Raw genomic sequence first — 24,442 nt, forward strand, 5'->3', positions numbered from 1 at the left:
GGGCTCCGCCCCGGACAGGACCGCTCAGATTCCGGGCGGCCCGCACACCCCCTGGGGTGTGCGGTCACGTGTGCGTGCGGCGAATGCCCCCAGGGCGACCACTCCGAACACCGCCGTCCACCCCAGGCTGAGGAGCACCGACGTGAGCGGGACGGTATCGGTGAACGCCCCTGCCGTACAGACCTGCATCGCTCCGTACCCGGGTAGGAGGAGAACGGCGTCGGCGTCCGCGGTCGGGTTGATGATCGGGTTCTGCAGGGCGTTGTCGACCACCGTCGCCACGATGATCACGAACGTGCCCTCCAGCTCCTCCGGTAGGAACAGGGCCAGGAAGAGCCCGATGGCACCGTAGGCCGCCCCGCCCAGGAAGAGGCCCGCCCACAGCGCCAGTGGCTGCTCCGCGGCCCAGTGCAGGGAGGTCCAGGCGGTGGTGTAACCGCTGACCGTTGCCGAAGCCACCACCAGCATGGTGAGCTTGGCCAGGATGAGCGCCGTACGGGGGTAGCCCACCCGGGCCAGGCGCCGGTCGAAGTCGGCCGAGCGGTGCGCCGCGGTGAACATGGCGAACCCCACCAGCAAGGACACCAGATTGAGTACACAGCCCAGGGTCGTGACCTGGTGCCCCAGCGCCTGGATCCGCGTGTCCGTGGACCGGTGCACGAACTCGACGGGTTCCCCGGTCACCACCGAGTCGATCAACCAGATCAACAGGGGTACGAGGCAGACCAGCACCACCACCGCGAGACGGTTACGGGCCAGCTCCAGCAGCGAGTACCGGGTCGCCACCAGATAGGCGTTCACCGGCCGCTCCCGAGGTCGCTCTGCTCGAACGTGCCCGCACGCAACTGGTACAGGGTGTCCAGACGGTCGACGTCGTGGGCCAGATGGGAGATGACCACGATGGCGCGTCCTTGGGCCTGCAGTTCCGCGGAAATCTCCCAGAACCGCAGGTAGGTCTCCCAGTCGAAGCCCTGGTAGGGCTCATCCAGCAAGAGGACGGCCGGGTCGTGCATGAGGGACAGGACCAGGTTCAGCTTCTGCCGTGTTCCGCCGCTCAGGTGCCGGACCCGGGTGGCACCGTACTGCTCGAACCCGAGTCGGTCGATGAGGGCGCGAGCCCGGTCCAGGCGGCGCAACCGGTAGGCGACGGCGAAGTAGCGCAGATGCTGGTCCACGGTCAGTTCCGGGTTGGTCACCGGATGCTGGGGACAGTAGCCGATCCGGCCCTCGACCTGCACCCGGCCGGAATCGGGCGCGAGTTCACCGGACAGGATCCGCAGCAGGGTGGTCTTGCCCGCTCCGTTCTCGCCGACGATCCCCACCAGCTCCCCGGGCGCGGCCCGCAGGCTCACCCCGCGCAGGACACGCCTCGGCCCGAAGGCCTTGTGCACGTCCGCCACACGCAGCATCAGACGCTCTCCTCGCTCAGGGTGCCGCCGAAGCTCCTGCGCCGTCCCGCGTAGGCGTTGACGGCGCGTACCAGGTGGGAGCGGTCGAAGTCGGGCCAGAGAGCGTCCTCGAAGAAGATCTCGGCGTAGGCGGTGTGCCAGGGCAGGAAGTTGCTGGTGCGCTGCTCGCCGGCGGTTCTGATCAGGAGGTCCACGTCGGGCAGCTCGGGATCGTAGAGGTACTCGGCGAGGTCGGACTCCGTCATGCGCGTCGGGTCCAGCCGCCCCGAGAGCGCCTCGGCCGCCGTGCGTTTGAGCGCGTCCACCATCTCCTGGCGGCCTCCGTAGTCCAGGCAGAACGTGAACGTGACCCCGCTGTTGCCCGACGTCAGCTCCTCGGCCCACTCCAGCCGTTCGCGGAGTACCGCCTCGACCCTGCTGCGGCGGCCGCACCAGCGCATCCGAACGCCCCGGGCGTGCAGGCGCCCGGCCAGCCCCGGAACGCCCCGCGTCATCATCCTGAACATAGAGGACACCTCTTCGGGAGGACGCGACCAGTTTTCCGTGGAGAAGGCGAAGGTGGTCACGTACTTGATGCCCAACTCCCCGGCGGCGTCCACCAGACGGTACATCGCCTCCTCTCCCGCCGAGTGCCCTTCCACGGCGACCAGACCGAGCGCCCGGGCCCACCGCCGGTTACCGTCCATGATCACGGCCACGTGCTCGGGGACCGCGGCGGGAGGGCCCCCGGGGCCCGGGGTCGGGACGGGGAACCGCCGTTGCCGCAGCCCGGGCACGAGTGGCAGGACTCCGACAGGTGTCTCTCGGGTTTGCGACAACCGGGCGGGAACGGCTGTTCGCGGTGGAGCGCCCGGCCGGTCCGCTGGAAGGTACGCGCACTCGTCCAGGCCCGTTCGCAGCCCGGCCACCATGGATGCGAGGAAGGGACGGCTGGAAGGGTGTACGGCATCGACCACCTCCTGCCCCTGGTGCAGCAGTCCGCGTGCCCGCTGCACCTGTAGTGCGATCAGTTCCCGATAGGCGTTCGTGCCGCGCGCACCGATCAGGCCGTCCGCGTCCAGGCCGAACCGCTCCAGGTCCTGGCGGGGCAGGTAGCAGCGGCCCTGTTCGAGGTCTTCGGGCAGGTCGTGGAGGATGTCGATGTACTGGAGGGCTTCGCCCAACAGCGACATGAGTTCCGGGGCGTCCTCCCGGACCGGCTCCAGCACGGTGCCGAGCAACTCCCCGACGGTGCCGCTCGTACCGCGCATGTAGCCGCGTAGGTCGGCGAAACCGGGAAAGTCGGGCGGCCGACGACTGTCCTGCTCGAGTGTGGTGAGAAGCTCCTCCAGCACCGGTACGGGCATGTCCCACGCCCGCACCGTGTGGACCATGGCGCGCTGGACCGGCAGCAGGCGGACGGGTGCACCGGGTTCGTCGGCCAGCGCGGCCAGGGTGTCGGTGCGGAACCGGGCCAGGGCCGGCCCGCGCTCGGAGACCTCCCCTTCGTCGGCCAACCGATCGGCCCATAGCGCGAAGGCGACCAGTGCGTGCGCGTAGGGGCGCTTGTGGGCGGGCAGCAAATCGACGATCTGCGGAGAGAGGTGGTCCGCACCCGTGTGGATCCTGCGACAGACCTCGAAGGCGCGCGCCAGACCAGTGTCGGCACCCCGCTCCGCGACCAGCAGGGAATCCGTCCTCATGTGCCCGCTCATCGCTGGTCCTGCACGGTGGCCGCGGGAGTGCGCCCTCGCACCCGTGAACCGTTTCCCGTGGGGGGACACGCCTGTGCCCACACCTTGACCAGAACTGAGGGGATCTGAATAATCACGCTGGGTAGCTTAATGGTTTCCGGGCCTGCTTTGAACTGCGGACGGTGGCCCGCAGGGCCGCTCGCCCACCGCTGCTCCGGCCGCGAACACGCTCGGGACGGCTATCGATGACCACCGACCCGGGCTGGGAACGACGCCCCCTCCGGTCACGGGGTTCAGGGCGGATTCAACCAGCCCTGGACCTTCACCCGCTGGGCCGAGGAGTCCGGAATGGCACCCTCTACGGGGTCGCCCGGAAGGTGTTCGACTGAGCCTGTACAACGCATGCTCAGTTTGAGGAACGGTTCGGCGAAACCACCTCGTCCGAGGAACTCCGCCGGCATCCGACGCCCGGCCTCTTCGGTTTCCCACTCGCGTGGACGGGGGTCAGCAGGCCTCAGCGCGCTCCGGTGCGGGAGTGTCGAGGTCCGCGGGCGTTGGGATGCTCTTGATCCGCTCACGCGCCTGGTCGGCGAAAAGCCGGACTTTGGGTGACAGCCCAGGGACGGGGCGGTTCACCAACCTCCCACGGGCTCCTGGCGACGGCTCACCATCTCGTTGATCCAGACGGGGGCGAACGGGGACGTGCAGCCGGGCGGGGTCGGGTAGTCCTTGAGCACCTCCAGGCGCTCCCCGATGCCGACGGCCCGGGCGCGGTGTTCGGCGTGCTCGATGCCGATCTGCGCCAGGCAGGTGTTCATCGCCCACTGCAGGCGCTCCGGAGCGTCCCGCATCCGCTCCTCGATGGTCTCGAGCAGTCCCGGAAGGTCCAGGACCTCGGGCCGCTTGGTCACCAGGTCGGCGGTGAGCGCCCACCCGGCGCTCGCCACCACCGGGTCCGGGTCGGCGAACCAGGCCAGGCGCAGCTCCTCGGCGTGCGGGCCCTTCTTCACCACGTAGTTGACCAGCCAGTCGTGCACCTTGGGGGCGCGGGCCTGCCGCAGCATGGTGTCCAGCTCGTCCCGACCGAACGCCTTGGGCCGGCTGATCAGGATCGCCAGCAGTTGCGTGGCGCTGTCCCCGGTGGCCCAGAGTTTCAAGGCCAGGTCCTGCTGCTTCTTGAGCCGCTTGGCCACGGCTCGCAGCTTGGTGAGATTGACGCCGTGGTCGTCACCGTGCTTCTCGTTGACCGCACGGATGTTCGGGTCCTTGAGCTCAGCCAGCTCAGCCATCACTTCATCGACCGTCGTATCAGCCACCTCGGCCGCCCCTCCCCTGCTCGTGCCACCCAACCTACGCCGGGACTCGGACGTTTTCGCAGGACCGCTCCCGGGGCGCAGGCACTCCCCCCTTCGATGGGGGCGAACCCTTCAGGGCGTGACGCAGACCATCGAGGGTGGTCCGGCCCCCGCCGAGATACCCGAGCCCTGACCGGGTCCCCGCTTGACGCGCGGGGCCCTGACGGGGCCGGGAGTAGACCCACCAGAGAGGGAGGCGCTCATCCGTGCCAGCAGCTCCGGATCCAGGCCCTCCTCCGGGGCGGGAGAGGGCTTCGCGGGCCGGGGGCCGTTCTCGGGCGATGGGGCGGGCACGGGCTCGTGCATGAGCTCTCCGGGCACCGACCGGCACCGCCTTCCGCAGATCACGCAGGTGCCACCGGGGACATTGCGCGTACTCCCGTGCTCGGGGCAGGTGCGGTTGGCCCGGCCCTGGGAATCCACCAGGAACCGCTCAGGCTGGGCGAACGGGTCGCCTTCACCCGGCACCGGCCATGACGGCGCGGGCAAGCCCGAGTGGATGCCTCGGCCCAGCAAGCCGTCCAGGTATTGACGCGCGGAGCGCATGTTGCGCATCCGCCACATCAGCGCCGGGAACGGACGTCGTAGTGCTTCCAGTCCCGAGATCAGCCCCCGCGCATCGTCCACGCTCAGGCCTTGGCAGAGGAGCTTTTCCACAGCCGCCCCCAGCCGAACCCGATCCGCGACCGGGTCGGACAGGAATGTGTCGGGGATTCGATCAATGAGACCGAACGGCCCGTTCCTGGGCTTTGTCCGGGTTTGCTCTCCTGTGCTTTCGCTGCCACGGACGGAACCGTCGGCCCCCTCATCAGAACAGTCCCCAGGGAAACAGTCTGTGGGGCGATCTGAGCTGTGGGCGGGTTCAATCTGAACCGGGGTGCCACGGCGCTTCAACGACGGCCGATTACAGGAATCGAGAGGCTCCTCCCCCAGCTGCGCACGGCAGGCGTTGATTTCTTCGAGCACCACCTCGGGATAGTCCTCAGCCGGGATGAGGAGCTCCAGCACACACGGCAGTTGATAGGAGGATCGCCCGCGCTCGATGTCCCTGGCGAAGAACTCGATGGTCTCCGAACGGGTCAGCTTGCGGACCACACCGGCCTCGACCAGGTCGTCGATGGCGCGCTTGAGGCTGCTGACACTGAGGGTCCCACCGGAGCGTTCGGCCAGGTTCTCCAGGAGGAAGTAACACCATCGGCCGTCGGCGTCGACCACATCGGCGATGGCCAGCAGGGCCGAGAGCGAGCGCAGCGTGGGCAGCACGCCCCGGCGGTAGACCTGCTGCACCCAGATCGCGAGGATGAACCCGATGCCCTTGAACGCGCCTCTGGGGCGTTTGCGGGGCGGAGAGAACCCCGACGGATTCGGAGTTTCGGATGTGCTGCGGGGGCGCGTGAGGGTAGACTCCACGACGAGTCGCCTTCCTGGGGTAAGCAGGGCGTGGCTCAGTCGACAAACCTGTTTCCGCAGGCGTCGGCCACAACCCGACCGGGTGTTGTCAGCACCCGGTCGGGTTTTTCTTGTCGCCGTCCAACCTAGCGAGCCGAACAAGAGTTCGCGGGGATTTCTCTCAAATCCGCACACGTGAGAGAGACGAAAAACCAACCGCAAACCCATAATGCGAAGCTCGCCCTATTTGGTCCGTTACGCGAGAACTCCCTTTTCGTGCAAAAGGGGCCTCCGACTTCTGGGCCAGCGGGCCTTCGTGTGCTGTACCCGAACAGCATTCCCGACAACACTCCGGTGGCCGCCCTCGCGACCGACCAGGCTCCCGCATGGGCGACCTACTTGCGGGTAACTGTCCAGTGGTGCTCCGCACGGGGCGGAAGCGGATCCGTCAGACGGCGCTGCCGTCGCCGGACCGCATCCAGACGGTGCGCTGGGGGAACGGGATCTCGATACCCGAGGAGTCGAGGGCGGCCTTGACACGGCGGCGCAGCTCGCGGGTCACGCCCCACTGCTCCAGGGGAACGGTCTTGGCGGCCATGCGCACGACGACGCCGTCCGCGTCCAGGGACTGCACGCCCCAGACGGACGGGTCCTCCAGGAGGAGCTTCCCGAACTCCGGGTCCTCGCGCATGTCCCGACCGGTCTGCTCCAGGACGGCGTAGACCTTCTCCAGGTCGGACTCGTAGGCCACGGAGACGTCGAGGACGGCGCGGGCCCAGCCCTGGCTGTCGTTGCGCACCCGCTGGATCTCACCGTTGCGGATGTGCCACAGGCCGCCGTTGATGTCGCGCACCTGCGTCAGGCGCAGACCGACGTTCTCGACCTCGCCGACCGCCTCGCCGAGGTCGACGACGTCGCCGACGCCGTACTGGTCCTCGGCCATGATGAGCAGGCCGGACAGGTAGTCGGCGACCAGGCTCTGGGCGCCGAAGCCGATCGCCAGGCCGACCACGCCCGCGCTGGCCAGAAGCGGACCGAGGGCGATGCCGACCTCGCCGAGCACCATCGCCAGGGCCGTCGCCACGATGACGATGGACGCGAAGCTGCCGAGCACCGAGCCGAGGGTCTTGGCGCGCTGCTGGCGCCGCTCGTCGGCCCGCGACGGGTCGCGTTGGAGGACCGCAGGGCCCCGTGCGGGACGGCGCTGCCCGTTCCGGCTATCGCCGGGCCGCAGGACGCGTTCCATGAGGCGGGAGATGGCGCGCCTGGCCAGGGCTCGGACGATCAACGCGCCGACGATGATCAGGAGGATCCGCAGGGGGACACCGATCAGCAGATCGAGGTTGTCCTGCAGCCACGCGGGCAGGGCGGCGGTGGCCTGATCAACAGCTTCGCTGTTCACCAGGTCGAGCTCGGCGGGTGCCATGGAAAATGCTCCACTTTGTCAGAGGGATGTACGCAACGATCGCCGTAGAACGTACTTGCGCAGCTCCACGCTGGTCAAAGCTTGTGAGACTGGTCTCCGCTCCACCACGGGACCGCCGAGGAGGCTCCCGTCCGCTCGGAGGGGGCCTTCCCCGACTGTCGCGGCGTCGTGGCGCCCGGAGCGGTGGGACCGCCCGGCGTTCACCCCTCGAAAGCCACGATCCCCGCACCTCCCTGAAATGCAGGGTGCTGCGAGGATCGCCAGAACCCGCCGAGACGAAGGGCCCTTGAGGTGTTCGGGGGCCAGTACTACTGGGAGCGCGCTCCGCTGAGCAGGGCCAACCACTCGCGGCGGGCGAAGGTCAGGTGCCCGGCCTCGCGGTTCTGGGTGTCGCGCACATCCGCCCCAACCTCGAACTCACGAACCTCGACGCAGTTGCCCCCGTTGGCGCTGTAGCTGGACTTGTGCCATTCGGTGGTGGTGTTCATGTGAGCTTCCTCAGTACTTCGAGCGAGAGTGCGAGTGGCAGGGAGGCTGCCAGCGCTGCGGTGACCTGACTGGACAACCTGTCATGCGCGCTGTCCTCGTGGATCACGTTACCGTCAGCATGGTCGCTCACCGCCGCGAGTTCCCCTGATCCGAGGCGGAACAGCATCAACGGAGCAGAGGGAGCCATCAGCGTTGTTCCCTCCGGTACCAGATGAACAGCCACTCGCCCGGTTTTAGCCCATTCAATGAGGTGAAGCGCCTGCGGTCGGCGCAGAGGCTCGGTCAGGGCGGACACCGCCGTAACGGGAAAGACGGCGGTTACTTCAAGCTCGGGGAGCTCTTTCAGCCTTCCGGTGCGCAGCGCAACCAATCGGTCAAGCTCATCTGCGGTCGCCAGCGGGTGCGCCGCTCGGAACACGCAGCGAGCAACTTCGGAGTTCTGCAACATGCCCGGCACCAATGCGGGCACGACGATCGTGACCTGCCTTGCCGCGCGCTCGATAGCGTCCAGGTCCCGAGCCCACTCAGGAAGCCCGTTTCCGGTGGCCACAGCGCGCCAGGCGGCCAGCAACACCCCCTCCGCCCCGAGCGCCTCGTCCAAGGCCTCCGCGTTGTCCCGCTTTGGCAGCGAACCACCCTTCTCCCATCGGTTTACGGAGGAGTGAGCTGTCTGGGACTTCTTGGCTAACTGCAACTGTGTGAGACCTGCGAATTCACGGAAACGAGCGAGGGCTCCGGCGAAGTCATTGGGGATCATGCTTCATGACTACCCCCAGGATCCCGTCTCTGCACAAGAAATCCCAAGTTTCATTGAAACACTATGAGATGACTTGGGGATCACACACCATGGAGTCATGACTCCGCACACAAGCCCTGTTGTAGATTCAGATAAAACCGCACTATATGCCCTGCTCTCCGCGCTGCGGCGACGGGGGCTGATCCCCCGCGATGATTCCATCAACGGAACGGTGACGGTGGAATACGGCTATCGGGTGATCGCCGTACGCCTCGGCGACGACGGGTGGGCGCGGTCCGTCCCCGGCGAGCCCGACTCCGCCGTGGTCATCGCGCGGCAGGGAAACGAGGAGACCCTGGCACGGCAACTGGCCCGCGAGCTCCTGGACCGGCTGCCGTGACCACCACTCCCGAGCCCGGAAAGCCCAGGGCGCTCACGCTCGCCGACCTCGCACGCCTGCTGAGGCCGCGCACACCACCCGACTCCCTCAGCCCTCCGCAGCACAAACTCCCCCTCCCCCGCAGGAACCGCAGGCCCGCACCGCCTCCACTCGAAGGAGAATCCTGATGAACCCGCTCCAGGAACAGGCCGACTCCCTCTTCGACGAACTCTCCGCCGTGCTGCGCCACGCCCCCGAGGACCCCGGGCAGGCGATCCAGACCCTGCGCGCCGCCGACCGGGCCTTCGACAGGCTCCACGCCTGGATGCGCGAGGGCAAGCCCCTCCCCCAGCCCTGGAACGCCCGCTGAGCACCGGCCGCTCTCTCGGACTGCCGCCGCATCCGCCCAGCGTCGCTTGGACGCGATCCGCGCGGGGAACGGGAGTTGTGAGACGGCTGTCCGGGTTCCACCAACAGCGATCCTCGTGCCGCGGTTCGCCGCGAGGTGCCCGAGAAGCCCGGCGGCACGGGAAGGGGCTCGACCATGCTGCTCGTATCGATGGGTGTCTCGGTGGACGGCTTCATCGCCGACCGCACCGGGAGGTTCGACTGGACGGTTCCCGAGGAGGAGCTGTTCCGCTTCCACCTCGCCCGGGTGGGGGAACTCGGCGGTTGTCTGTGCGGCCGGCGGCTGTACGAGACGATGCTTCCGTGGGAGACCGAACCGTCGATGCGTGACGGCGAGCTCGGCGCCGCGTTCGCCGACGCGTGGTCGGCGCTGCCGAAGGTCGTGTTCAGCCGCACGCTCGATCGTGTCGAGGGCAACGCCCGGCTCGCCGAGGGATCGGTGGCCGAGGAGGTCGCCGCGATGCTCGCTTCGGCCGACGGGGATGTGGAGATCGGCGGCGCCGTCCTGGCCGGGCAGGCGATCGAGCTCGGGCTCGTCGACGAGCTCCGGCTCTTCCGCCACCCGATCATCGTCGGCGGAGGCACGCTGCTGCTGCCGCCGGTCACCGACGCGATCGCGCTTGAACTCGTGGAGAGCCGGACGTTCGCCTCGCACGTGGTGTACGAGCGGTACCGCCGTACCGGCGGGCCCGGCTGACCGCGACCCGGGATCACGTGGCGGGGCGGCCCCGTGCCGGACCAACCGCAGGGGAGGTCCTGGCCGGGCGCCTCCGCTGAACGGTTCCTCGTCCTCGCGCCCGTCGCGGAAATGTGGGCGGTCCCGGTTACACTCCCCCCGCTCCAGGACGGACCCGGGAGCACGTCAGTCACCAACTCCCAGGAGGATTCACCCATGTCCATCCGCCGCGTCATGCCCGACATCCGCTCCGAGGCGATGGAGGAGAGCCGGGACTTCTACGGCCTCATGGGGTTCGAGACCGTCATGAACCTGGGCTGGGTGATGACGCTCGCCTCCCCCGCCAACCCCACGGCACAGGTCACGTTCATGAGCCACGACGAATCCGCTCCGGTCGTGCCCGACATGAGCGTGGAGGTGGACGACGTGGACGCCGTGCACGCGGTGATGCTCGAACACGGCGCGGAGATCGTGCACCCGTTGCAGGACGAGGAGTGGGGGGTGCGCCGGTTCTTCGTCCGCGACCCCAACGGCCGGGTGGTCAACGTGCTGGGCCACCGCACCGCCCGTGGCTGATGCCATCGGTTCACGGTGAGGCACCCGCCTGGCCGGTGGATCCGGCTCCCGCGCCCCGCACCCTCTTCAGGTCGAGGATGCGGGAGCGGTTGACCGGCGTCCCGGGGCCGGGGCGAGCACATGGACCTGTAACAGGTCTCGGAGGGCGTCGAGGGCCCGGCCGAACCGTCAGCGCTGGGCCGCCGGCCGCACCACGATCTCGTTGACGTCGACGTCCTCGGGCTGCTCGACCGCGAAGGCGACGGCGCGGGCGATCGCCGAGGGCGGGATCGCGTTCGCGCGGTAGGCGGCCATCGCCTCACGGGCGGTGTCGTCGGTGATCGTCTCGGCCAGTTCCGACTCGACCACCCCGGGGGTGACCGTGGACACCCGCAGCCAGGGTTCGCTCTCCAGGCGCAGACCCTCGGTGATCGCCCAGGCTGCGTACTTCGTGCCGCAGTACACGGCGGCGGTCGGCGACACCTCGTGGGAGCCGATCGAGGCGACCGTGACGACATGGCCGCCGCGCTGGGCCTCGAACACCGGCAGGGCGGCGGCGATGCCGTGCAGCAGCCCGCGTACGTTGACGTCGACCATCCGGTCCCACTCGTCGGTCCTCAGCGCGGCCAGCGGGGACAGCGGCATGACGCCCGCGTTGTTGACGAGCACGTCCACGCGGCCGTGTTCGTCGAGGGCGCCCTCGACGAAGGCGCGCACGTCGGCCGCGTCCATCACGTCGAGGGAGTGGGCCCGGGCCCGCCCGCCTGCGGCCTCGATCCGTTCGACCAGCGACTTCAGGCGGTCGAGGCGGCGCGCCCCGAGCACGACGGTGCAGCCGCGCTCGGCCAGGTGCAGTGCGGTGGCCTCGCCGATACCGCTGGACGCTCCGGTGATGAGCACGGTCCTGTCCATCAGGTGTTCTCCTTCTCGGCGCGGCGGGTGAGCACCATGCCCGCGTGGTGCAGGGTGTCGGTGTCGACGAAGTCCCCGTCGGCGCTGAAGCCGGTGTCGTCGACGTAGTCGATGTGGGTGCCGGTCACGGTGTAACGGCCGGTGTAGGCGCGTTCACGGCTGCCGCGGGCCTCGACGTAGCGGCCCCGCGGCAGTAGTTCGTGGCGGATGTGGCCGTCGGCGGTGACCCACAGCCCGGCGTAGGGGTGGTCTGTCATGGTGCTGCTCGCCCTCCCGGCGGAAGTGCCTCTTCTTCTGTCGGGACCCCACTCTGTGGGCCTCGCCGCCGGGGTACCAGGCCGGCCTGAGCCTGGGTGCGACGCACCCTCCCCGTCCGGGGCTGCGCGAGGTAGCGTCGCGGCATGACAGCACCGTCCCTGGCCCGGTTCCTGCGAGCCCGCCGTGACGCGACCCCGCCGGAGAGCGCAGGGCTGCGCGGCAACACCCGGCGGCGGGTGCCCGGTCTGCGCCGGGAGGAGGTCGCGATGCTCGCCGACGTGAGCGTCGACTACTACGTCCGCCTCGAACAGGGGCGGGAGACCGGGCCCTCGGCGCAGGTGCTCGACTCCCTCGCCGACGCCCTGGCCCTGGACGACGACGGGCGCGGCCACCTCTACCGGTTGGCCGGGCTGGCGCCCCGTCCGCGCGCCGACCTCGTCGGCGGGCGCGTGGACCCGCACCTGCTGCGGCTGATGGACTCCTGGGCGGGCACCCCGGCGCTCATCGTCAACGCCGCCTACGACGTACTCGCCCGCAACGTGCTGGGCGACGCCCTCTTCTGCGGGTTCGCGGTCAGCCGCAACCTGTTGGAGAAGGTGTTCCTGGACCCGGCCTCGCGGAGCTTCTACGCCGACTGGCGGCTCGCGGCGGAGAACTCCGTGGCCGGTATCCGCCTCGCCGAGGGGCGGGCGCCGGAGCATCCGCGCATCCGCGCCGTCGTCGACGGCCTGGTCGGGGCGAGTCCGGAGTTCGCGCGGTTGTGGGCGCGGAACCAAGCCCGGGGCAAGCGCATGGAGGTCAAGGAGTTCGTGCATCCGGCCGTGGGCGAGCTGACCCTGTGGATGCACACCTTCGACGTCGCCCAGGCTCCGGGGCAGCAGCTGCTCTGCTACCAGGCGGAGCCGGGCAGCCGCAGCGCCGAGGCCCTCGCCCTGCTCGGCTCGGTCTCGGCAGGGGCGGCGCCCGGCACGAACCGTGCTGGTTCCCCTCCTGGCCGGGGCGGGAGGGCGTCGGGTACCCGGCCCGGGTGAGTTCCTTCGGGCCGCCTGCTTCCGACGTCGGCGAGGAATCCCAGAAAACATCCCATGATTCCATAATCGGTTTAATTCGAACCCGGGGCAGCAGATCACGGCGACGTAACGAATTGATCAATCAGCCCCGCCGGCCCGGACTCCGACACCGGTCGGCCGCCAGACGCACGAAGGCCGCCGCCAAGCCCCCAACCGTCGGGCATGGGGCTTGTCGAGGGCGCTCTGATCAGCAGTGTTTACCCGAATCCCCCCTCCGACCGGGGAACGCGGGGCAAAAGTAAAACTTCGTGACCTTTGTGACTCAGGTCTATTTGTGGGCCTAGGATCCGAAAAGTGAAGTTCCACTAAAGCCCGCACGTAGGGCGTCTAAACCCTCCGCCAACCGCGGAGTCAACGGAACTTCGCCCACCACTTCCCGTCCGACGGGCCAGAACCGGTCGCCCACGAAGCGACCGGCCGGGTGCCGTGCGTCCGACCACCGGACCGCGGAGCCGTTCTGACCGTCACCCCGGCCGAAAGGTGCGCTACATGATCAGCGCTGACGCCGCCTCCCCCGAGGGAGGAATCGGCGCGACCATCGAGAACGCGGTCGACGTCGTCTTCAACCCGATCGCCACGACCCTCAGCAACGTGGTGTTCGCCAACGTCAACGTCTTCGGGATCGAGTTCCCCTGGATCGTCGCCTGGCTGATCGCCGCGGGCGTCGCCCTCACCCTGTACTTCGGGTTCGTGCAGTTCCGCAGGCCCCTCACCGCCGTCCGAATCGCCCGCAGGGGCCTGGGCGACGACGCTCCGGGCGAGGTCTCCCACTTCCAGGCGCTCACCGCGGCCGTCTCCGGCACCGTGGGCCTGGGCAACATCGCCGGTGTGGCCATCGCGGTCACCATCGGCGGACCCGGCGCGACCTTCTGGATGGTCCTGGCGGGCCTGCTGATGATGGCCGTCAAGTTCGCCGAGTGCACCCTGGGCGTGAAGTACCGGGAGATCGGCCCGGACGGGACGGTCAGCGGCGGCCCGATGAAGTACCTGGCCAAGGGTCTGGCCGAGCGCGGCATGGCGGGCGTCGGCAAGTTCCTCGCCGGACTGACCGCCGCGTTCATCCTCATCTTCGCCGTGGCGGGCGGCAACATGTTCCAGGCCAACCAGACCCTGGAGCAGCTGCGGGCGGTCACCGGCGGCGAGGAGGGCCTGCTCGGCGGCAGCACCGGATCATTCGTCTTCGGAGTCTTCCTGGCCCTGCTCGTGGGTGCCGTGGTCATCGGCGGCATCACCAGCATCACCAAGGTCACCAGCAAGCTCGTCCCGAGCATGACCGTCGTCTACGTGCTCGCCTGCGTGGTCGTCATCGGCATGAACATCCCCGTGCTGCCCGACGCGATCGGCCAGATCATCAGCGGCGCGTTCGCCCCGAGCGGCGTCGCGGGCGGAGCCCTGGGCGCGATGATCATCGGCTTCCAGCGCGCGGCCTTCTCCAACGAGGCCGGGATCGGCTCCTCCCCGATCGCGCTGGCCACCGTCAAGACCAACTACCCGGCCAGCGCCGGTCTGGTCGCCATGCTCGGCCCGTTCCTGGACACCGTGGTCATCTGCACCATGACCGCGCTGACCATCGTCATCGCCTCCCCGCAGTCCTGGATCGCGGCGCGTGAGGCGGCCGCCGCGGGCGAGGCCCTGCCCGGCGGCGTGAGCCTGACCTCGGACGCCTTCGGCACCGCCCTGCCGTGGTTCCCCTACGTGCTGACCGTGGCGGTCGTGCTGTTCGCCCTGAGCACCGTCATCACCTGGAGCTACTACGGGCTCAAGGGCTGGACGCACCTCTTCGGCGGGGGCAGGCGCAGCGAGCGCGTCTACCTGGTCATCTACTGCGCGTTCCTGGTCATCGGCTCCGTCCTGACCCTGGGCGCGGTCCTGAACCTGGCCGACGCCCTGGTGTTCGCTGCGGCGCTGTTCAACATCATCGGCCTCTACCTGCTGGCCCCGGTCGTCAAGAAGGAGCTGGCCCGCCTGCTCACCCACCTGCGCGGTGAGAGCGAGCCCGAGACCTCGGCCGACAGGCCGGAGGGCCCCGCCGAGGAACTGGTCGAGTAAGCCGGTCCACGGCTCCGCGCCACGCCGCCCGCCCGGCCCCCACCGGGCGGGCGGCGCCGTGCGCGGGGTTCCTGCCCCTTCCGCCGAAACGACGGCCGGGCATGTCGGCCCAGGCCGGCGCGGGGGCGCGCGGTTAGTCTGAGGCTCGCCGCCGGACCGGAGGGTGTGTACATCCCGAGGGGCGAGCCCCGGGGCGAAGGCCCCGGCGACCGGTCGGCGGTACCGATCCCGAGACGGGGGACCCCGATGCGCTCACCGATCCTCGACTACCTCGACGGCATCATCGCCGAGACCGCCCACGTCGACTCCGGCGCCCTGGCCGACTACATACCGGAGCTCGCCGCCGCCGACCCCGACCGGGTGGCGGTCGCGCTGTGCACGGTCAACGGGACCGTGTACGCGAGCGGGGACAGCGAGCACCTGTTCAGCATCCAGTCGATGTCCAAACCGTTCGCCTACGCCCTCGCGATCGAGGACCGCGGGCTCGGGGACGTCCTCGAACGCATCGGCGTCGAGCCCAGCGGCGAGGCCTTCAACGAACTGTCGCTGGATCCCGAGACCGGCCGTCCCCGCAACCCGATGATCAACGCCGGGGCGATCGCCGCGCACGCGCTCGTCAGGGGCGGGGGTTCAGAGGCCGTCGACCGTGTGCTGGCGCTGTTCTCCGAGCTCGCCCAGCGACCGGTCGGGATCGACGAGTCCCTGGCCGCCTCCGAACTGGCGACCGGGGACCGCAACCTCGGACTCGCCTACCTGCTGCACGCCTCGGACCGCCTGGCACAGGACCCCGGGACCGCCGTCCGGGGCTACGTCCGCCAGTGTTCGGCCTCCGTCACCGTGCACGACCTCGCCCTCATGGCGGCGACCCTCGCCAACGGCGGGGTCCAGCCCAACACCGGCGCCCGGCTGTTCAGCAGGCGCACCACCAGGCACCTCCTCAGCGTGATGACCTCGTGCGGCATGTACGACGCGGCCGGGGACTGGCTCACCGGCATCGGCATCCCCGCCAAGAGCGGTGTCGCCGGAGGCATCATCGGGGTGCTGCCCGGGCAGGTCGGCCTCGCGGTCTTCTCCCCCCGGCTGGACCCCCACGGCAACAGCGCGCGGGGAGTGGAGATGATGCGGCGCCTGTCCGAGGACCTGGGTCTGCACCTGATGGAGGCGGGCCGGCCAGCACGGTCGTCGCTACGGGAGACCCACACGACGACGGTGGAGGGGCGCACCGCGACGGTCTACGTGCTCCAGGGCGACCTGGTGCTCAGCAGCGTCGAGTCGCTCGTGCGCGAGATCATCGAGCGCCCTCCCGCCACGGACGTCGTGGTCTTCGACATGAGCCGGGTGGACGAGGTCCTGCCCGTGGCGCGCAGGACCTCGGCGGAGACCGCCACGAAACTCGTCGACAACGGGTACCGGATCATCCTCGTCGACCCCGAGCAGACCCTGCACGGCTTCCGGGACAGCCGGGGCCGGGACGTCGAACGCTGGTCAAGCGCACGCCTGGCGAAGAGCCAGCGGTAGCGGAGGTGCCGACGGGCGGTCGCGCCCGGGACGCCGGTTCCCCCGCATCCGCAATCCGGTGGGGCTTTGCACCGCGTTCCCCTATGTTTGGTGCGACGAGAACCCAGTCGGGGGGCGGGTTCCCGGGCGCTCGCGTGCCGGGTTCCACTCCCCCCGGCGCGAACCCCCTTGCGTATCGAGGTAGATGCACCATGACCGAAGGCCCGTCCTCCACCACCCCCGCGGGCTCCGACCGCCCCCCGCAGATCGACACCACCCGGACCCACTCGGCCCGGATCTGGAACTACTGGATGGGCGGCAAGGACCACTACCCGATCGACCGCACGGCGGGCGACCAGGTGGCCGCGTCCTTCCCGGAGATCGTGGACCTGGCCCGCACCAGCCGGGAGTTCCTGGTCCGTGTCGTGACCCACCTGGCCGGCGAGGCGGGGATCCGTCAGTTCCTCGACATCGGCACCGGCATGCCCACCGCCAACAACACCCACGAGGTCGCCCAGGCCGCCGCCCCGGAATGCCGTGTGGTCTACGTGGACAACGACCCGCTCGTGCTCGCGCACGCGCGCGCCCTCCTGGTCGGCACCCCGGAGGGTGCCACCGACTACCTCGACGCCGACCTGCGCGACCCCGACGCCATCCTCAGCCGGGCCGCCGAGACCCTGGACTTCGACCAGCCCGTCGCGCTGATGCTCATGGGGGTCCTGGGCCACGTCCCCGACGGGGAGGTCCTGCCGATCGTGCGCCGCCTGGTGGACGCGCTGCCCTCCGGGAGCTACCTGGCCAGCTACGACGGCGCCAACACCAGCGAGGCCTACAACGAGGCCATCGAGGTCGGGAACAAGCAGGGCGACGTCCCCTACCTGCTGCGCAGCCCGGAGGACATCGCCGCCCGTTTCGAGGGCCTGGAACTGCTGGAGCCCGGGGTGGTCCCCTGCCCGCTGTGGCGCCCCTACCCGCTGGAGGTCGGCGCCCGCCGCGGCCTGGACCAGTACGGCGGGGTGGCGCGCAAGCCCTGACGGGCGCCCTTCCGTCGGCGGCCCCGGACTGACACGGGCGGCGGGCGGGAACAGCCACGCACGGGCGGCGGTGCGCACCGCCGCCCGTCCGGCGTCGTGTTCCGGTTCCGTTGCGGCTACTTCGCCGGCAGGATCCTCCCGGTGACCTCGCCGAAGTCCACCCGGGTGCCGTCCGGGCCGGGGGCGGTGGCGGTGATGGTCACCTCGTCGCCGTCCTCCAGGAAGGTGCGCTCGGTGCCGTCGGGCAGCCGCAGGGGCTCCTTGCCGGACCAGGTCAGTTCCAGGAAGCAGCCGCGCTGGGAGGGCTCGGGGCCGCTGACGGTACCGGAGGCGTACACGTCACCGGTGCGCAGGGACGCACCGTTGACGGTCATGTGCGCCAGCTGCTGCGCCGCCGTCCAGTACATCTGGGCGAAGGGCGGGTGGGACACCACGTGCCCGTTGAGGCGGACCTCCAGACGCAGGTCCAGGCCCCAGGGCTGCGAACCCCGCAGGTAGGGCAACGGCTCGGGGTCCTGGGCGGGCTGCTCCACCCGGGCCGACTCCAGCGCGGCGACCGGCACCACCCACGGCGAGACCGAGGTGGCGAACGACTTGCCGAGGAACGGGCCGAGCGGCACGTACTCCCAGGCCTGGAGGTCACGGGAGGACCAGTCGTTGAGCAGGAACACCCCGAACACGTGGTCGGCGAAGTCGTCCACGGCCACCCGCTCCCCCATCGGACTGGGGGTGCCCACCACGAACCCCACCTCGGCCTCGATGTCCAGGCGCGCGGAGGGGCCGAAGACCGGAACCGGCTCGGTCGGGGGTTTGCGCTGGCCGGTGGGGCGCACGATGTCGGTGCCCGAGGCCACGACGGTGCCCGAACGGCCGTGGTAGCCGATCGGCAGGTGCTTCCAGTTGGGGGTGAGCGGCTCCTGCTCGGGGCGGAAGATGCGGCCCACGTTGGTGGCGTGGTGCTCGGAGGCGTAGAAGTCCACGTAGTCGGCGACGGTGAACGGCAGGTGCAGCGTCACCGAGGCGCGGTCCACCAGGTGCGGGCGCACGACCTGCTCGTGCACCGGGTCGGTGAGCCAGGTGAGCAGGCTCTCGCGCACCTGGTCCCACACGGGCCGCCCGGCGGCCAGCAGGGCGTCCAGGTTCGGGCCGCTGACGGCGTCGGCGAACGGGGCGCCCTGGGCGCGGGCCGCCGCGCCCAGGTCCAGCACGCGGTCGCCGACGGCCACGCCGACCCGGGGACCGCCCGCGCCGGTGGTGTAGACGCCGTAGGGCAGGGTCGCCAGGCCGAACTGTGCGTCGGGGGCGATGTCGAGCCAACTGTCAGGCATGGGTCTCGCTTTCTGGGTCTTCAGAGGGTGAGCGCCCCGAGGACGACCAGGTCCTCCAGGGGTTCGGTGATGCTGCAGGTGCCGAAGGAGCGGAAACTCGAACGCACGCCCTCCGCCTCGGCGGCGGTGAGCGCGGCGGCGCGGGCGGCCAGGGCGGGGCCGTCCCGGTCGGCCAGGACCGCCTCGGCGTCGGCGGGCGTCCCCCCGGTGCGCAGGGCGTGGGTGGCCAGCAGCACGTTGAGGAAACCGTGCTGCTCGAACCCCTCCGTGCTGGTGTGGCGGACCGCGTGGTGCAGCCCGGCCGTGCACTTGAAGGGCACCCCGGCGCCTACCGCGGCGGCCAGCAGCGAAGCGAGCTCGTGCTCGCCGGGGTGGGCCGCCGCGGTGACCCCGCCGGTGCGGAACTTGGCGCTGGCGCCGGTCCCGGCGAGGGCGGCGGTGTCGGCCGCCGCCCCGTCCCCGCGGGCCACCTCGACGTAGCCCTCGGCCCCCGCGGGCAGGGCTCCGGTGAGCACGGCGGCGGTCCGGGCGGCCTGCCCGGGTTCCGCTGCCACCTCCGTTCCGACCAGGCTCAGCGCCGGGTCGGCGCAGACCGCCTCCACCGCCGCGGCCACGCCGTCGGCGCCGCCGGGGACGGTGACCGCGACCGCGAGCGGCCCGTGGCCGCCGTCCTCCCGGGCGAGGACCGCGCGCAGTTCGGCAGTGCGGGCGTCGGAGACCAGGAACGGCCCCACGTAGGGCGCCCGGCGCGAGGTCCGGTGGCCCCAGTGGGCGGGGATCGCCTCACCCATGGGTGCGTTGCCGGGCGGGAACAGCGCGGCGTCGTCGAACAGGGCCCCGTAGAGGGCGCGGCTGGGGAGGTCGCTCACGCCTTCCCCCGCCCCTCGCCGCGGCGCCCCTCGGCCCAGGTCCAGGCGTAGCTGCCGTCGTCGACGGCTCTGCCGCCCTCGCCCAGGTCGAGGGGGCGGAAGGTGTCGACCATGACCGCGAGTTCGTCGAAGGCCTGCACGCCGACGCTGCGCTCGTAGGCTCCGGGCTGCGGGCCGTGCGAGTGGCCGCCGGGGTGCAGGGAGACGGAGCCCTGGCCGATCCCCGAACCCTTGCGGGCCTCGTAGTCGCCGCCGCAGTAGAACATGACCTCGTCGGAGTCCACGTTGGAGTGGTAGTACGGCACCGGGATGGAGGCGGGGTGGTAGTCCACCTTGCGGGGCACGAAGTTGCAGATGACGAAGTTGTGGCCCTCGAACACCTGGTGCACGGGCGGCGGCTGGTGGATGCGGCCGGTGATGGGTTGGAAGTCGTCGACGTTGAACACGTACGGGTACAGGCAGCCGTCCCATCCCACGACGTCGAAGGGGTGGGTGGGGTAGGTGTAGCGGGTGCCGGAGATGCCGCCGGGGCCGTCGCCGCGGTGCTTGATGAGCACGTCCACGTTCTCGCCCTCGACGAGCAGGGGCCCGGCGGGGCCGCGCAGGTCGCGCTCGCAGTAGGGGGCGTGTTCCAGGAGCTGGCCGTAACGGGACAGGTAGCGCCTGGGCGGGGCGATGTGGCTGTTGGCCTCGACCACGTAGGCGCGCAGCGGTTCGTCGCCGGCGGGCACCCAGCGGTGGGTGGTGGCGCGCGGCAGGATGACGTAGTCGCCGCGGCCCACCTCCAGCGCGCCGAAGACCGTCTCCACGCGGGCGGTGCCGGACTCGACGTACACGCACTCGTCGCCGATGCCGTTGCGGTACAGCTGCGAGGGCGCTCCGGCGACCACGTAGGAGATGCGCACGTCGCCGTTGCCCAGGACGAGGCGGCGGGACTCGACGACGTCGGCGGCCTTCCAGTCCTGGCCGCCGAAGAGGTCGTGCAGCCTGAGGTGGCGGGGCACCATCGGCGCGTTGCGCTGGAGCGACTGGTCGGGGACCTGCCACTCGGCGGCGTCGACGATGGCCGAGGGGATGGCCCGGTGGTACAGGAGCGAGGAGTCGGAGGAGAAGCCCTCCTCCCCCATCAGCTCCTCGTAGTACAGGCCGCCCTCGGGGTTGTGGTGCTGGGTGTGGCGGGTGCGGGGCACCTCGCCGACCTGGCGGTAGTACGCCATGTGATCCTCCTCCTTGGATGTGTCCGGTGGTCCGTGCGGGCCCGGTCCGACCCCGTCCCGGTCGTCCTCGTCCGGGCCGCGTCAGGCGGAGACGGTGTCGGCGGCCGGGTGTCCCAGGGCGGTGCGGACCGCCCTGCGGACGGTGTCGGCGTCGGTCCCCGCGACGACAGCGGCGACGTGGGCGTCGGGGCGCACCAGCCAGACCTGGCCGGGTTCGGGGGCCAGGGCGCGGCGCAGGGCGCCGGTGGTGTCGATCTCGTCGAGGCGGAGTGTGGTGACGGGGGCCGGGGTGGCCTCCGTGGCAGCGGTGTGCACGGCGCGGCGCAGGGCTTCGCGGTCGGTGCCGGTGTCCGGTCCGGTGCCGACCAACAGGGTGAGTCCCTCGCGCAGCAGCGGGCGCAGCCGGGTGGTGCCGGGGCGGTCGGCCACCGTGACGGGCGCGTCGGGCAGGATCACGCCGGGGCAGGGGTCGGGTGCCCGGCCGCGCGGGGGGCGGCCGCCGAAGGGGCGTTCGGGGCAGGCGGTGGTCAGCGCGGACCCGGTGTACCAGAACGGTTCGGCCAGGCGCCCGGAGTCCACGTGCGGGTGGGCCGCGGCGTCGGTGAGGGCCCGTTCCAGGACGCTGACGCGCCGCTCGCGGGCGGCGTCGTCCTGGGGGACGAGGAAGCGCATGGTGGCGCTGGTGACGTCGGCGTTCTCCAGGGCCGCGGCGTGGCGTTCGGTGTGGTAGCTCTCCAGGAGCTCCTCACCGGCCCAGCCGTTGCGCACGTAGGCGAGTTTCCAGGCGGCGTTCTCGGCGTCCTGGACCCCGGAGTTGAGGCCGCGGGCCCCGAAGGGCGCGACCAGGTGGGCGTTGTCCCCGGCGAGCAGGATCCGTCCCGAGCGCATGCGGTCGGTGACGCGGGTGTGGAAGCGGTACACCGAGTGCCAGACGATCTCGTACGGGGTGTCGCCGATGATCTGGCGGATGCGGGCGTCCAGGCGGCCGCTGGACTCCTCGGTCTCCAGGTCGAAGTCGGAGGGGACCTGCCAGTCGATGCGGAAGACCGAGTCGGGGCAGGGGTGGATGAGGACCTGGCGGCCGGGGTTCCACTCGGGGTCGAAGTAGAAGCGGCGTTCGCGCGCCCAGTCGCCGAGGTCGGCACGGATGTCGCAGATCAGGAAGCGGTCGTCGAAGCTGGTGCCGGAGAAGTCCAGGCCCAGGGCCCTGCGGACGACACCGCCGTGGGCGCCCATGCAGGACAGGGCGTGGGAGCCGCGCAGGCGCACCGGGCCTTGGGGGGTGTCGCACTCGACGGTGACGCCGTCCGCGTCCTGGTCGATGCCGGTGACCTCGTGGCCCCAGTGGACGGCCACGCCCGCCCGGGCGAGGAGGTCGTCGAGGACCTCCTCGGTGCGGGACTGGGAGATGTTGACGAAGGAGGGCCGGGAGGAGGCGCCCGGGTCGGGCAGGCGCACGCTGAAGAGTTCGTGTCCCCGGTAGAAGGTGCGGGCGGTGTCCCAGGTCAGCCCTTCCGCCGCGATGGCGTGTCCGCCGAGCCAGTCCCAGACGTCGAGGACGTCGCGCTGCTGGCAGATGGCCTTGGAGCCGACGGCGTCGCGTTCGGGGCGGCCGTCGACGACCAGTACGGGGACCCCACGGCGGGCCAGCAGCAGGGCCGCGGTCTGCCCGACCGGGCCCGCGCCGAGCACCAGCACGGGGTCGGCGGTGGTCTCGGCCGGGGTACGAGGCGCTGGGGGGCGCATGGTGAGCTCCGTTCGTGGGGCGCCCCGTACGGGCGCGGTGGACGTGGACAGGGCCGGGGCCACGGGTGGTCAGCGCTGTGGCCGGCCGGACCCGTGGCCGAGGCGCCGGCGGGTCCCGGGGCGGCCCCGGGTCAGTCCTGCAGCTGGTCCCAGACCTCGCGGTCGCGCTCGGCGGTCCAGATGACCGGGCGCTCGATGCCGGAGAACTCGTCCCACAGGCGCGAGACGTCGAAGGGCAGGCAGTGCTCGAAGATGGGCCAGTGGCCGTAGTCGTCGACCAGGGCGGCGTGGGTGGCGGTGAAGGCCTCCTTGAGGGTGCCGCCGCGCTCGTGGACGGCGCCGACCTCGCGGATCATCACGTCGAGGAAGTTGCGGGTCTGCTCGATGGCGGCGTCGACCTCGGCGCGGCCCCGGCTGACGGCGCCGCGTCCGCCGACGAGCATCTCGGCCTCCAGCGCCTTGACGCTGTCGAGGGTGGCCCCGGCCCAGTCCCTGTGGAAGGCGTCGCCGGTGTAGAGGGCGGCCTGGGCCTCGACGAGGTCGCCGGCGAAGAGGATCTTCTGCTTGGGCAGCCAGGCGACGATGTCGCCCTCGGTGTGGCCGCGGCCGAAGTACTCCAGGACGAGTTCGCCGCGGTCGCCGCCGAGGTCGATGGTAGTGCGGTCGGCGAAGGTCTGGGTGGGCCAGGTCAGGCCGGGGACGGAGTCGGCGTCCTTGGCCAGGCGGGGCATGCGGCCGAACTCGCTGGCCCAGTCCTCCTTGCCGCGTTCGCGGATGAGTTCGTGGGTCTTCTCGTGGGTGAGGATGACGGTGGCGTCGAAGGCGCTGGCGCCCAGGACGCGCACGGCGTGGTAGTGCGAGAGCACCAGGTAGCGGATCGGCTTGTCGGTGTGTTCGCGGAGCTTGGCGAGCCACTCCCCGGCCGCGGTGGGGGTGGCCAGGGCCTCGAAGGCCACGACGAAGTCCTCGCCCTCGATGGCGCCCACGTTGGGGTCGCCCTCTGCGGTGAGCGCGTAGACGCCGTCGGCCAGGACCTCCAGGGTCTGCTCCTTGGCCTCGGTGTCGGCGGATGAGGCGAACGGCTTGGCTGCCATGGTCGAAGGACCCTTCACTCGTCGCGGGCGGCTGCCACCGCCCAGATGATCAAACGTTTGATGAATCTGACCATAACGTGTTCCGCACCACAGGGCCAAGAGGTCCGCGACCACCTGATACGTGATGCAGGTCACTCAATCAGGCTACCCATCACCCCTCCACACCACCCGGACCCGCACCGGAGCCCCCACGGCCGAGTCGGCCCGGGGAAGAACGCAAGGTGAAGACAGGGCGAACCACGGATACCTCCGCGTACTAGGCTGGTCCGCGTGACTCACAACACCGCACCCCCCGACGAGCTCACCTTCTGGTCATTCGTGGACTACGCGGTGCAGAAGGCCGAACGGGAGCTCCCCTCGGTCAACGCCGAGGCCATGCGCATGGTCCTGACCCTCAACCGGGCGACGAGCATGGTCGTCTACGACCTGGAGTCCTCCGTCCACCGCCCCCGGGGATGGACCTGGCCGGGCTTTCGCGTGCTCTTCGCACTCTGGTTGGCCGGACCCATGGAGGCCAAGACCACCGCCGAGATCTCCGGCATGAGCCGCGCCGCGCTGTCCGCCCTGCTCAACACGCTCGAACGCGACGGTCTGATCACCCGCGAACGCGCCACACACGACCGCCGCGCCCTCCAGCTCAGCCTCAGCGAGGCCGGGTACGGGGCCATCCTGGGCGTCTTCCGCGCACACAACCGCCGGGAGAGCGCCTGGGCGCAGGCCCTCGAACCCGAGGAGCGCCGCGAACTGGTGCGGCTGCTCAACAAGCTCATGGCCGGTTCCACCGACGCCGAGGCCAAGTTCCGCAACTAGCGCTGCGACCGGAAGCGTTGCCGGCGTCAGCCAGGGGCCCGGTCCCCTCCCCGATGATCTTGC

General features: G+C 70.6%; 24 protein-coding genes. 9 read left to right on the forward strand and 15 right to left on the reverse strand.

Annotated features, from left to right (window positions below):
- Positions 1 to 24: 24 nt before the first annotated feature.
- The 8 genes from IE195_RS10610 to IE195_RS10645 form a co-directional block, all read right to left on the reverse strand.
- The gene (locus IE195_RS10610) at positions 25 to 801 is read right to left on the reverse strand and encodes a hypothetical protein (RefSeq protein WP_191270086.1); all 777 of its coding nucleotides are present in this window, start codon (positions 799 to 801) and stop codon (positions 25 to 27) included.
- Positions 798 to 1,409, reverse strand: a complete 612-nt coding sequence (locus IE195_RS10615) for an ABC transporter ATP-binding protein (RefSeq protein WP_191270088.1) — start codon at positions 1,407 to 1,409, stop codon at positions 798 to 800. Before IE195_RS10615 ends, IE195_RS10610 begins: the two co-directional genes overlap by 4 nt.
- Positions 1,409 to 3,091, reverse strand: coding sequence for a polyprenyl diphosphate synthase (gene uppS / locus IE195_RS10620; protein ID WP_225942421.1), 1,683 nt, complete (start codon positions 3,089 to 3,091; stop codon positions 1,409 to 1,411). The genes IE195_RS10615 and uppS overlap by 1 nt, the downstream gene beginning before the upstream one ends.
- A gap of 623 nt (positions 3,092 to 3,714) precedes the next feature.
- Entirely contained in the window at positions 3,715 to 4,371 is a 657-nt protein-coding gene (locus tag IE195_RS10625) for a DNA alkylation repair protein (protein ID WP_225942420.1), read from the reverse strand.
- A gap of 138 nt (positions 4,372 to 4,509) precedes the next feature.
- Positions 4,510 to 5,724 carry a helix-turn-helix domain-containing protein gene (locus IE195_RS10630; RefSeq protein ID WP_229826158.1) on the reverse strand — a complete coding sequence of 405 codons (1,215 nt, stop codon included), beginning with the start codon at positions 5,722 to 5,724 and terminating at the stop codon, positions 4,510 to 4,512.
- Between the two features lie 550 nt (positions 5,725 to 6,274).
- Positions 6,275 to 7,252, reverse strand: a complete 978-nt coding sequence (locus tag IE195_RS10635) for a mechanosensitive ion channel family protein (protein WP_191270095.1) — start codon at positions 7,250 to 7,252, stop codon at positions 6,275 to 6,277.
- 308 nt (positions 7,253 to 7,560) lie between these two features.
- Positions 7,561 to 7,740, reverse strand: a complete 180-nt coding sequence (locus IE195_RS10640) for a DUF397 domain-containing protein (protein WP_191270097.1) — start codon at positions 7,738 to 7,740, stop codon at positions 7,561 to 7,563.
- Positions 7,737 to 8,498, reverse strand: coding sequence for a Scr1 family TA system antitoxin-like transcriptional regulator (locus IE195_RS10645; RefSeq protein WP_191270099.1), 762 nt, complete (start codon positions 8,496 to 8,498; stop codon positions 7,737 to 7,739). The genes IE195_RS10640 and IE195_RS10645 overlap by 4 nt, the downstream gene beginning before the upstream one ends.
- Positions 8,499 to 8,595: 97 nt before the next feature.
- Here IE195_RS10645 and IE195_RS10650 point away from each other — a divergent pair, with 97 nt between their 5' ends.
- From IE195_RS10650 to IE195_RS10665, 4 genes are all read left to right on the forward strand, one after another.
- Complete coding sequence (locus tag IE195_RS10650; protein WP_191270570.1) at positions 8,596 to 8,877, forward strand: hypothetical protein; 282 nt, start codon at positions 8,596 to 8,598, stop codon at positions 8,875 to 8,877.
- A gap of 166 nt (positions 8,878 to 9,043) precedes the next feature.
- A complete protein-coding gene (locus IE195_RS10655) occupies positions 9,044 to 9,226 on the forward strand; it encodes a hypothetical protein (protein WP_191270101.1) in 183 nt (60 codons plus the stop codon).
- Positions 9,227 to 9,400: 174 nt separating this feature from the next.
- The gene (locus IE195_RS10660) at positions 9,401 to 9,961 is read left to right on the forward strand and encodes a dihydrofolate reductase family protein (RefSeq protein ID WP_191270103.1); all 561 of its coding nucleotides are present in this window, start codon (positions 9,401 to 9,403) and stop codon (positions 9,959 to 9,961) included.
- A gap of 195 nt (positions 9,962 to 10,156) precedes the next feature.
- Positions 10,157 to 10,516 carry a VOC family protein gene (locus IE195_RS10665; protein WP_191270105.1) on the forward strand — a complete coding sequence of 120 codons (360 nt, stop codon included), beginning with the start codon at positions 10,157 to 10,159 and terminating at the stop codon, positions 10,514 to 10,516.
- Positions 10,517 to 10,684: 168 nt separating this feature from the next.
- Here IE195_RS10665 and IE195_RS10670 read toward each other — a convergent pair whose 3' ends face one another.
- Together IE195_RS10670 and IE195_RS10675 are read right to left on the reverse strand one after the other, a co-directional pair.
- Positions 10,685 to 11,407 (reverse strand): SDR family oxidoreductase, encoded by a 723-nt coding sequence (locus IE195_RS10670; RefSeq protein WP_191270107.1) that lies wholly within the window; start codon positions 11,405 to 11,407, stop codon positions 10,685 to 10,687.
- The gene (locus IE195_RS10675; RefSeq protein WP_191270109.1) at positions 11,407 to 11,664 is read right to left on the reverse strand and encodes an Atu4866 domain-containing protein; all 258 of its coding nucleotides are present in this window, start codon (positions 11,662 to 11,664) and stop codon (positions 11,407 to 11,409) included. The genes IE195_RS10670 and IE195_RS10675 overlap by 1 nt, the downstream gene beginning before the upstream one ends.
- Positions 11,665 to 11,808: 144 nt before the next feature.
- On the opposite strand from IE195_RS10675, the gene IE195_RS10680 reads away from it, so the two are divergent.
- The 4 genes from IE195_RS10680 (at position 11,809) to IE195_RS10695 (ending at position 17,315) form a co-directional block, all read left to right on the forward strand.
- Positions 11,809 to 12,696, forward strand: a complete 888-nt coding sequence (locus IE195_RS10680; RefSeq protein ID WP_191270110.1) for a helix-turn-helix transcriptional regulator — start codon at positions 11,809 to 11,811, stop codon at positions 12,694 to 12,696.
- 528 nt (positions 12,697 to 13,224) lie between these two features.
- Positions 13,225 to 14,784 carry an alanine/glycine:cation symporter family protein gene (locus IE195_RS10685; RefSeq protein ID WP_191270111.1) on the forward strand — a complete coding sequence of 520 codons (1,560 nt, stop codon included), beginning with the start codon at positions 13,225 to 13,227 and terminating at the stop codon, positions 14,782 to 14,784.
- A gap of 246 nt (positions 14,785 to 15,030) precedes the next feature.
- On the forward strand, positions 15,031 to 16,302 hold the full coding sequence (locus IE195_RS10690; protein WP_191270112.1) for a glutaminase: 1,272 nt from the start codon (positions 15,031 to 15,033) through the stop codon (positions 16,300 to 16,302).
- A gap of 191 nt (positions 16,303 to 16,493) precedes the next feature.
- Positions 16,494 to 17,315, forward strand: coding sequence for an SAM-dependent methyltransferase (locus IE195_RS10695; RefSeq protein ID WP_191270113.1), 822 nt, complete (start codon positions 16,494 to 16,496; stop codon positions 17,313 to 17,315).
- Between the two features lie 116 nt (positions 17,316 to 17,431).
- On the opposite strand, the gene fahA is transcribed toward IE195_RS10695, so the two are convergent.
- From fahA to IE195_RS10720, 5 genes are all read right to left on the reverse strand, one after another.
- Positions 17,432 to 18,643: a fumarylacetoacetase gene (fahA, locus tag IE195_RS10700; protein WP_191270114.1), complete on the reverse strand. Its 1,212-nt coding sequence runs from the start codon at positions 18,641 to 18,643 to the stop codon at positions 17,432 to 17,434.
- Between the two features lie 20 nt (positions 18,644 to 18,663).
- Positions 18,664 to 19,512 (reverse strand): hypothetical protein, encoded by an 849-nt coding sequence (locus IE195_RS10705; RefSeq protein ID WP_191270115.1) that lies wholly within the window; start codon positions 19,510 to 19,512, stop codon positions 18,664 to 18,666.
- A complete protein-coding gene (locus tag IE195_RS10710; RefSeq protein ID WP_191270116.1) occupies positions 19,509 to 20,729 on the reverse strand; it encodes a homogentisate 1,2-dioxygenase in 1,221 nt (406 codons plus the stop codon). Before IE195_RS10710 ends, IE195_RS10705 begins: the two co-directional genes overlap by 4 nt.
- A gap of 81 nt (positions 20,730 to 20,810) precedes the next feature.
- A complete protein-coding gene (locus IE195_RS10715) occupies positions 20,811 to 22,475 on the reverse strand; it encodes an FAD-dependent monooxygenase (protein ID WP_191270118.1) in 1,665 nt (554 codons plus the stop codon).
- Positions 22,476 to 22,606: 131 nt separating this feature from the next.
- Entirely contained in the window at positions 22,607 to 23,569 is a 963-nt protein-coding gene (locus IE195_RS10720; protein WP_191270120.1) for an MBL fold metallo-hydrolase, read from the reverse strand.
- Positions 23,570 to 23,839: 270 nt separating this feature from the next.
- Between IE195_RS10720 and IE195_RS10725 the strand changes: the two genes are divergently transcribed.
- Positions 23,840 to 24,379 carry a MarR family winged helix-turn-helix transcriptional regulator gene (locus IE195_RS10725; RefSeq protein ID WP_191270122.1) on the forward strand — a complete coding sequence of 180 codons (540 nt, stop codon included), beginning with the start codon at positions 23,840 to 23,842 and terminating at the stop codon, positions 24,377 to 24,379.
- The last annotated feature ends 63 nt before the right edge of the window (positions 24,380 to 24,442 follow it).

Source organism: Nocardiopsis terrae, from assembly GCF_014651695.1.
Classification (GTDB): Bacteria; Actinomycetota; Actinomycetes; order Streptosporangiales; family Streptosporangiaceae; genus Nocardiopsis; species Nocardiopsis terrae.

Coding starts and splice junctions, on each gene's coding strand:
- IE195_RS10615 (WP_191270088.1), bottom strand. CDS start 1,409: ATGCTGCGTGTGGCGGACGTGCACAAGGCCTTCGGGCCGAGGCGTGTC.
- uppS (WP_225942421.1), bottom strand. CDS start 3,091: ATGAGGACGGATTCCCTGCTGGTCGCGGAGCGGGGTGCCGACACTGGT.
- IE195_RS10625 (WP_225942420.1), bottom strand. CDS start 4,371: ATGGCTGAGCTGGCTGAGCTCAAGGACCCGAACATCCGTGCGGTCAAC.
- IE195_RS10635 (WP_191270095.1), bottom strand. CDS start 7,252: ATGGCACCCGCCGAGCTCGACCTGGTGAACAGCGAAGCTGTTGATCAG.
- IE195_RS10640 (WP_191270097.1), bottom strand. CDS start 7,740: ATGAACACCACCACCGAATGGCACAAGTCCAGCTACAGCGCCAACGGG.
- IE195_RS10645 (WP_191270099.1), bottom strand. CDS start 8,498: ATGATCCCCAATGACTTCGCCGGAGCCCTCGCTCGTTTCCGTGAATTC.
- IE195_RS10650 (WP_191270570.1), top strand. CDS start 8,596: ATGACTCCGCACACAAGCCCTGTTGTAGATTCAGATAAAACCGCACTA.
- IE195_RS10655 (WP_191270101.1), top strand. CDS start 9,044: ATGAACCCGCTCCAGGAACAGGCCGACTCCCTCTTCGACGAACTCTCC.
- IE195_RS10660 (WP_191270103.1), top strand. CDS start 9,401: ATGCTGCTCGTATCGATGGGTGTCTCGGTGGACGGCTTCATCGCCGAC.
- IE195_RS10665 (WP_191270105.1), top strand. CDS start 10,157: ATGTCCATCCGCCGCGTCATGCCCGACATCCGCTCCGAGGCGATGGAG.
- IE195_RS10670 (WP_191270107.1), bottom strand. CDS start 11,407: ATGGACAGGACCGTGCTCATCACCGGAGCGTCCAGCGGTATCGGCGAG.
- IE195_RS10675 (WP_191270109.1), bottom strand. CDS start 11,664: ATGACAGACCACCCCTACGCCGGGCTGTGGGTCACCGCCGACGGCCAC.
- IE195_RS10680 (WP_191270110.1), top strand. CDS start 11,809: ATGACAGCACCGTCCCTGGCCCGGTTCCTGCGAGCCCGCCGTGACGCG.
- IE195_RS10685 (WP_191270111.1), top strand. CDS start 13,225: ATGATCAGCGCTGACGCCGCCTCCCCCGAGGGAGGAATCGGCGCGACC.
- IE195_RS10690 (WP_191270112.1), top strand. CDS start 15,031: ATGCGCTCACCGATCCTCGACTACCTCGACGGCATCATCGCCGAGACC.
- IE195_RS10695 (WP_191270113.1), top strand. CDS start 16,494: ATGACCGAAGGCCCGTCCTCCACCACCCCCGCGGGCTCCGACCGCCCC.
- fahA (WP_191270114.1), bottom strand. CDS start 18,643: ATGCCTGACAGTTGGCTCGACATCGCCCCCGACGCACAGTTCGGCCTG.
- IE195_RS10710 (WP_191270116.1), bottom strand. CDS start 20,729: ATGGCGTACTACCGCCAGGTCGGCGAGGTGCCCCGCACCCGCCACACC.
- IE195_RS10715 (WP_191270118.1), bottom strand. CDS start 22,475: ATGCGCCCCCCAGCGCCTCGTACCCCGGCCGAGACCACCGCCGACCCC.
- IE195_RS10720 (WP_191270120.1), bottom strand. CDS start 23,569: ATGGCAGCCAAGCCGTTCGCCTCATCCGCCGACACCGAGGCCAAGGAG.